The organism is Gemmatimonas sp. (assembly GCF_041689975.1).
In the GTDB taxonomy this organism is placed as follows: domain Bacteria; phylum Gemmatimonadota; class Gemmatimonadetes; order Gemmatimonadales; family Gemmatimonadaceae; genus Gemmatimonas.
On record NZ_JBDNFF010000249.1, the window covers coordinates 1 to 7,657 of the forward strand.

At 62.5% G+C, this 7,657-nt stretch carries 5 protein-coding genes; all 5 read left to right on the forward strand.

The window, feature by feature from the left end; genetic code table 11:
• The first annotated feature begins 364 nt into the window (after positions 1–364).
• The 5 genes from ACESNG_RS15865 to ACESNG_RS15885 all read left to right on the forward strand — a co-directional run bounded on the left by ACESNG_RS15865 (position 365) and on the right by ACESNG_RS15885 (position 7,507).
• Positions 365–1,363, forward strand: a complete 999-nt coding sequence (locus ACESNG_RS15865) for a GDP-mannose 4,6-dehydratase (RefSeq protein ID WP_373069699.1) — start codon at positions 365–367, stop codon at positions 1,361–1,363.
• Between the two features lie 29 nt (positions 1,364–1,392).
• Positions 1,393–3,915: a rhamnan synthesis F family protein gene (locus ACESNG_RS15870; protein WP_373069701.1), complete on the forward strand. Its 2,523-nt coding sequence runs from the start codon at positions 1,393–1,395 to the stop codon at positions 3,913–3,915.
• Between the two features lie 90 nt (positions 3,916–4,005).
• Positions 4,006–5,712, forward strand: coding sequence for a hypothetical protein (locus ACESNG_RS15875; protein ID WP_373069703.1), 1,707 nt, complete (start codon positions 4,006–4,008; stop codon positions 5,710–5,712).
• 44 nt (positions 5,713–5,756) lie between these two features.
• Entirely contained in the window at positions 5,757–6,860 is a 1,104-nt protein-coding gene (locus ACESNG_RS15880; RefSeq protein WP_373069705.1) for a methyltransferase domain-containing protein, read from the forward strand.
• Positions 6,857–7,507: a glycosyltransferase gene (locus ACESNG_RS15885; RefSeq protein ID WP_373069707.1), complete on the forward strand. Its 651-nt coding sequence runs from the start codon at positions 6,857–6,859 to the stop codon at positions 7,505–7,507. The genes ACESNG_RS15880 and ACESNG_RS15885 overlap by 4 nt, the downstream gene beginning before the upstream one ends.
• Positions 7,508–7,657 lie beyond the last annotated feature (150 nt).

Here is a 7,657-nt window from a genome sequence, read left to right on the forward strand (position 1 = left end):
GAAAATGGTCAGGGGTGCTGGACTAGACATTGTGAGGTCGTCTGCTTGGGGCTTTCCTTTCATGTCGATGTTCAAAGTGGCGTCAAATCTTCGTCCGGACGCCACCATGAGCGGATTCGGTGATGGCGAATGGAGCGCCCCTAAGAGGGCGGTTGGATCGTCTCTCACTACGCTCTTCTTCGCGAACGTCACTCGGCGAGGGCCCCAGCTCCTGCTTCTCGCAGAGCGGCCAGGCGCCTGATCACCGGCACCTTGTGCTCTGTAGGAACAGCATGCCGCTTTAGCGGGAGTGACCGCGCGGGCGTGACCCCGATATCTTGTCTCGCCTACCGCACGCCACACCGCTTCGCTCAAGGAGAAATCAGTGCCGACAGCTTTCATTACCGGGATCACTGGCCAGGATGGCCAGCATTTGGCCGAGTTCCTGCATTCGCAGGGTTATCACGTGTTCGGCATGGTCAAGGGCCAGAACAACCCGAGAGTCGAGGCGTTGCAGCAGGAGATGCCGTTCGTCGAGCTCGTGTCGGGTGATTTGGCGGATCTGCCGTCGTTGGTGGCTGCGATGGAGGCGGTTCAGCCCGACGAGGTGTACAACCTGGGCGCGATCTCATTCGTCGCGTTGAGTTTCTCGCAGGCGGAGCTGACGGCGAACATCACCGGTCTGGGTGTGCTGCGCATGTTGGAAGCAATCAGGATGGTCGGTGGCAGCCAGAACAACCCCATCCGCTTCTATCAGGCGTCATCGTCGGAGATGTTCGGTCAGGTGCGCGAGACCCCGCAGACCGAACTGACACCGTTCCATCCGCGTAGCCCGTATGGGTGTGCCAAGGTGTTCGGCCATGACATCGTGGTGAACTACCGCGAGTCCTACGGGCTGCACGCCAGCTCGGGGAACTTGTTCAATCATGAGGGTCCGCGGCGCGGGTTGGAGTTCGTCACCCGCAAGGTCACCAACGCGGTCGCCCGCATCAAGTTGGGTTTGCAGGACGAGGTCGTGCTCGGCAATCTGGATTCGAAGCGTGACTGGGGCTACGCGGGCGATTATGTGAAGGGCATGTGGATGATGCTGCAGCAGGATCTTCCGGACGATTACGTGTTGGCCACCGGTGAAACGCATTCGATCGAGGATCTGGTGCGGCGGTCGTTCGCTGAGGTCGGTATCGAGAACTGGGCTGACCATGTGCGTCAGGACCCCAAGTTCCTCCGACCGGCTGAGGTCGATCTGTTGATCGGTGACCCCACGAAGGCTCGCACCAAGTTGGGTTGGGAGCCCGAAGTCGACTTCCCCGCCCTGGTGAAGATGATGGTCGCCCACGACCTGCAACGCGAAGCCACCAAAGCCGGCATCGCACTCCCGGGCTGACCGGGCAACGAGCGAGCAGAGCCGTCCAGATGCCGATCCTCATCGGACCGTTCGACCAGGCCGGGATCGGCGGGATCGTGATGCCCCATGTGGTCGATCATCTCCTCCGAGCCGCCGTTGATCACGAAGTCGCGGCGTGCCTCGCTGCCGCACCGATTCCGGCAGATCTGCGATCGGCGCGTGGCCCGATCGTCCACTCCTATGCGAGCGCTGCCGCCCGAGCCGGCACCGACCGGCTGATAAACGTTGCGGGCACGGCAATCACGTGGGGGGCCCTCGATGCTCTCGAGTCTGCGCTCGACTCATCCTCGGCGGACTCGTTGCGCCGCCTTCGGCTGATCGACGGGCTGCTCGCCGACCAGGCCGCTGCGCTGCTCACCGGGTCGTCGTCACCGCTGGCCTACCTACCGCCGGTGCGCACATTGTTTCCGCACGCAAGCGTCGAATACCACGGGGTTGACCTGGCCCACCTCGCAGCAGTCCCGCACCGTTCGAGGATGCTGATCCTCGACGAGTTCAATCGGGCGGAACACCTCGGTGTCAGTAGCACCGAGAACACGCAGTGGCTCACCGACAACAAAATTGCATTCGTACTGGAACCTCCCCCGATCGCGGCGATCGCGTACGTCGACGACTTCAGCACACCGCACCCTCCACTCTCCCTCGACGCAGCGACCACGCACCCCTACCTCGTCGTCGAACTCGATGGTGCGTCGACCGACGCGATCGACCCAGGGCGATTCGCCGAACAACTCGTACTTCTCGCCAGGCGCACCGACCTCCGTCTTGTCGTGCTGCTCGGTGACCACGTGGGAGCGGCGTCGTTCTCGAGACATGTCCGCCCGGAAGTGGTCGATGTCGCAGCGGTGTTCGTTCAGCCCGATGCCAAAGATGTCCTGGCGCTCGTGCAGCACAGTCATGGATACATCGGTAGCGGCGTCACGGGACGTGCGGTCGCTGGCAGCTACGCCGTTCCCCGGCGATCGGTATCGTGGGCGGCAACGGCTCGGAGCGCTCGCCTCGCCGAGTTCTGCCGCCTCTGGGATCCAACCGGCGATGCACTGATCGACGATGTGTCGTTGCTTGCCGAGGTGGGCGCCACCCTCCTCGACGACGATCTGGCGAGCCGCAGCACACTGCGAACGACGACGAAACCAGCTCTTGCGGCGTGTTGGGGGCAGCGCGAACCCGTTGAGCGCGCCGTCGGGATCGGGCGCAGGCCGATGCCCGCCCTCGACCGCTTCGTCGAGGACGCCGAGCGCAACGCTGCCCGAGCCCGATTGACCCACGCGGCTATCAGCCAGTGTCCCGACCCGGACGAGCCAACGCCCGACCCGTCCTTCCTTTTCGACGACGACTGGTATCGGGAGATCAATCCCGACTTGGAGCTCGCCGCTGGTCAGGGTTTCGAGCACTACCGGTCGGTTGGGTGGCGTGACGGGCGATCACCCCATCCGTGCTTCGAACCCGAGCACTATCTGCGCCAGCGGCCCGATCTGAGCGACGTCGAACCGTTCGGGCATTACCTGCTTCACGGCTGGAAGGAGGGCCGGGACCCGTCGGTCTGGTTCAGCTCGTCGCACTATCTCGCCGAAAATGCCGACGTGTTCGAGAGCGGCACCGAACCGCTCACCCACTATCTCACCCACGGCCATCTCGAGGACCGCGACCCCTCCCCGCACTTCGACTCGCAATGGTATCGACGCGCTTACCCCGTCCCAGCGGCGACGAGCGCTCTCGTCGACCACATCCGTGTCGGCCAGTACGAGGGCCGCTCAATTCACCCCCCCCTGCCGACTACGAGTATCAGCGGGATTGCCCGCACAAAGGCTCGCACGGCGGTAGTCACCCATCTCCACTTTCCGGGTACCTGGACCGATCTCCGCTCGGTACTTGATCGAGTCGGCAACGACACGAAGGTCGTGGTGACCGTTACACCGAACGTCGACGACGCCTTTCGCGCCCAGATCGCCCAGGATCTCCCGAACGCCGAGATCGTGCCCGTCGCCAATCGCGGTCGCGACGTTCTGCCACTACTCGCACTGCTCCCGCGCCTCATCGATGACGGCATCGACGCGGTGCTCAAGGTGCATGGCAAGAAAAGTGGCGAACTCCGCTTCGGTGACACCTGGAGACAGGACTTGCTCGACGCCGTGTGTCCATCGAGCTCGGCCTTCGCCGGCATCGCAGAACGGTTCCTGTCGTCGCCCGACTTGGGCGTCGCAATCCCTGTCGACTTCGCTCAGCCCCTCAACTACCATCTCCGTCAGAACCGGACGGGGCTCGTCGATGCGACGCGCCGACTCGGGATCGATGTCGATCTCGACGATCCGTGGGTGACGCGATCGAATGTGTTCCCACGCGGCAACATGTTCTGGTTCCGCCCCGCTGCACTCGCCGAACTCGTGCGTCTCGGACTGGACGACTTCGAGGACGAGGCCGGCGAGACGGACGGCACCTTCGCTCACGTCATCGAGCGCATGCCGGCACTTGCCAGCATGGCGAACGGCTACGACGTGGTCTCATTCATCGCCGAAGGTGACGGCGACTGACCCAACGGTGACATACGGTTCGTAGCGAACTGCGAACTCGGACCGGAATTTGTCAAGTCGTTCGAGACCCTGTATCGGTAAGGTACCGCCGTGGTGCCGCTGGCGATCGTGCTGTCTGTGATGCTGGTGTTTCTTGCGGTCACGTGCGTCCAGATTGCCCTGATCGAGCCGGTCGCAAGGCGATTGGCGCTGCCACCGTCGCTCGACTTCATCACTGCTGTTGCGTCGCTTGCGTTGGTCGGATTCGCCCTCTTCTGGCTCTATCTCCTCGATCCGAGGGCGGGCACCGTTGCGTTGGCCGCATTTTGGATGGTCGTGCTGACATTGGCCGCGCAACGAGTCCATGGTTCAGCGCGGCTACCTCTCAGTGCCGATTTCGTTCAGCCACTCGTGCTCACCCTGTCCAGCGCGTGCTTGGGCTTGGGGATGTTGCTCCTGTTCCGGACTCCCGACGCTGCCGCACAGATCGCGGCGCATCGTTTCACGGTGCAACAACTGCCTGCTGACAACATCATCCCTCAGATCTTCGCCGAGCGACTCTTGAACGACCAAAGCCCGAAGGCCCTGATCGGCGACTGGTTGAGCAGTGACCGTCCTCCCCTGGCAACGGGCTGGATACTGTTGTTCCAGCAGCCTCTGCAACTCGTGGGTGTATCGCGCGCAAACGCGTTCTTCGTAGGGTCCTTCACGTTCCAGATGACCTGGGTCGCGGGCGTATGGGCTGTCCTACGTGCGTGCAGGTTCGGCCGCTCCGCCTCGACGATCGCCATCGTCTTCACTGCGTTCACGAGCGTCGCCCTGATCAACTCCGTTTTCACCTGGCCGAAGTTGTCGGCGGGCGCATTCACGTTGGCTGCATGGGCCGTGCTCCTCGGCAGTCGTCGCATCGGCCGGGCTGGAGCCGTTCTGTGTGCGGTGTTCCTCACGTTGGCGTTGTTGTCTCACGGGGCGGCAGCGTTGGCTGTGGTTGCCACTGTGTTCGTCCTGGCAGTTGAGTGGCTTCGGCGACGAGACCGCGACCAGATGTGGATCGCCGCGTGGGGAGTTGGGGCTGGGACGGCGCTCTACGCGCCGTGGTTTGCGTACCAGCGCTGGTACGAACCGCCTGGCGACCGCCTCGTGAAGTGGCATCTCGCTGGCGTGATCCCGATCGATGGTCGATCGTCGACACACACCCTGGTCGACGTGTACCGCCAACTCTCCGTTAGCGAGTGGCTCGATCTGAGGTGGTCGAATACCAACGTTCTCTTTCGGGAGATGTTCAACGTCGACCGATTCATCGCTCCATCAGTCGATGTGAGAACCAACGAGTTCTTCTTCCTCTTCGCCGGAATCGGACTCGCCGGGTTCTGCTACCTGGCCCTACCCATCCTGTCGGTCGCAGTCGCTCGTTCGGACTCGGCCCTGAGAGTGTGGGTCGATTGCCGGCGATTCGCCTGGCTCACCCTTGCAACACTCGGATTCACGATCTTGCTGTTGTTCGGGCCGAGCGGAACAATCATCCACCAGATCCCCTATGTCATCCCCCTGTCATTGGCAGCGTTGCCGATCGCGTTCATTTCGTCGGTGGCGCATCGTGTCGGTGCACTACTCCTTGCCCTGCAATGCGTCTGGTTTCTCGTCACCTGGATTCCCGCGTCGCCAGGCTCGGGCGGCCCGTTGTCGTATGGCGGTGTGTTCCTGCTCGTTGCGGGATGGTGCCTCAGCGGTGCGGCCGTTGCCTTCACGTGGAACGACAAGTCACGAAGCGAAAGCTCGAGCAGCGGGGCAATCGGAAAGCAGGACGCGGTCGTCTGAGGCGCCCCTCCCTACGTTGCCGGTCCGGCACTAGCGTCGTTGCCATGAGTGAACCCGCACTTCAAGGCTCTGACGAGAGGTCAGCGACCGACCAGTCGCGCGACGGAGAGCACTACTACAAGCACGATTGCGGTCTGCCCTACGAGCGCAACGAGCACTGGTCAAGATTCTTCGGCGCCGTAGCGGACGCCATCGTGAGAGAGCTCCGTCCGAGGACCGTGCTCGACGTGGGTTGCGCGATGGGATTTCTCGTAGAGGAACTCCGCATTCGCGGAGTCGAAGCTTGGGGCGTTGACGTGTCGGAATATGCCATCGATCACGTTCATCCGTCCGTGGCGGAGTTCTGTGCTGTCTCGTCCGCCGCAAACGAGGTCCTGCCGGACCGCTTTCCGACGTCGTTCGATTTGGTGACGTGCGTGGAGGTGCTCGAGCACCTCGGGGACGAAGACGTGCTTCGCGCTCTGATCAATCTCACGAAACACGCTGACCGCCTACTCTTCTCCTCGTCGCCCGAGGACCACACCGAGGCCACCCACCTCAACGTCAAGCCTCCGGACGAGTGGAGCGCACGGCTTGCTGCGCTCGGTATGTGGCGGAACCTCGACCTCGATGCATCGTTTCTCACCCCGTGGGCGGCGGTCTACGACCGTCACGAGCCGGTGCCCCCGGAACTCGTGGCCGCCTACGAACGCACATACGTCCTTCAAGGTCGAGAAATCCGCGCACTTCGCGCCGAAGCACTTCGACGCCACTCCGACGACGTTCGATCGTCCTTGGCCCACGACCCAGCCCTCGCAGATGTTCCGATCACCGATCTCGAGCAACAACTCGAATCGACGCGAGAACGACTTCTCGAAGCGGAACTCGCGACTCTGGCTTCGAGGGACCACTCGATCGGTGCCGAGGCCACGGCGGGACAGCTGCGGACGACGGCGAATCGCTTGGAAACTGAGCTGCTGCAGGCGCATCTCGAAACCGAGCAGCGAGACAGTCGGATAGGCGATCTGCTGGAGCAGATCGAGGGAATGCAGGTGGTCGTCGATCATCGGGACGCTCTGCTCGATTCCGAGACCTGGAAGGTCGGCGCAGCGCTCCTCAGCCCGCTCAGGCTCCTTCGGTGGGGCCGAAGCGGGAAGCCTCCGTCGTGAAGATCTCGGTGATCACGCCGGTCTACCAGCCACCGGCTTCGGTATTGAGGGAATGCATCGAGTCGGTCCTTGCGCAGACACACGACGAATGGGAATTCTGTATCGTCGACGACGGCTCACCGGCTGACTACGTGACACCGATCCTCAACGAGTATGCGAATGCTGACGATCGAATTCGTCTCGCTCTGCGGTCGATCAACGGAGGAATCGTCGCAGCATCCAATGAGGCGCTCAAGATGGCAACCGGTGAGTTCGTCGCCTTGCTGGACCACGACGACATGTTGCATCGGCACGCACTCGAGCGGATCGTGACTGCAGTTGCTGCTGCTCCCGACGTCGACTACGTCTACACCGATGAGGATCACCTTGACTCGGCTGGCCGCCACTTCGGTGCGTTCTACAAGCCGGATTGGTCTCCTGAGCGGTTCCGATCGCAGATGTTCACATGCCACCTGTCCACACTCCGACGCAGCCTCGTCGAAGAGGTGGGCGGGTTCCATGAGGGCTACGACGGGTCCCAGGATTATGACCTCGTCTTGCGCGTCACCGAACGAGCGAGAAAAGTGGCTCTTCTGTCGTTTGTGTGGGTGGAAATGACAGGGGTGTGGTCACAGAAGCCGCTCCCCGTCTACGTTCCTGGGTGTTGAGTCCGGAACCAACAAGGAGCGGCTTCTGTGAAGAAACTATGGCGTCATGTGTTGGGGTTGGCAGCATTCGGGAGATCGGTGGTGATCGACACGGTCGAGTTCGATCCCGACGCTGAAGAACTCATCGCAACGGTGCGTCAGCGGCGCAAC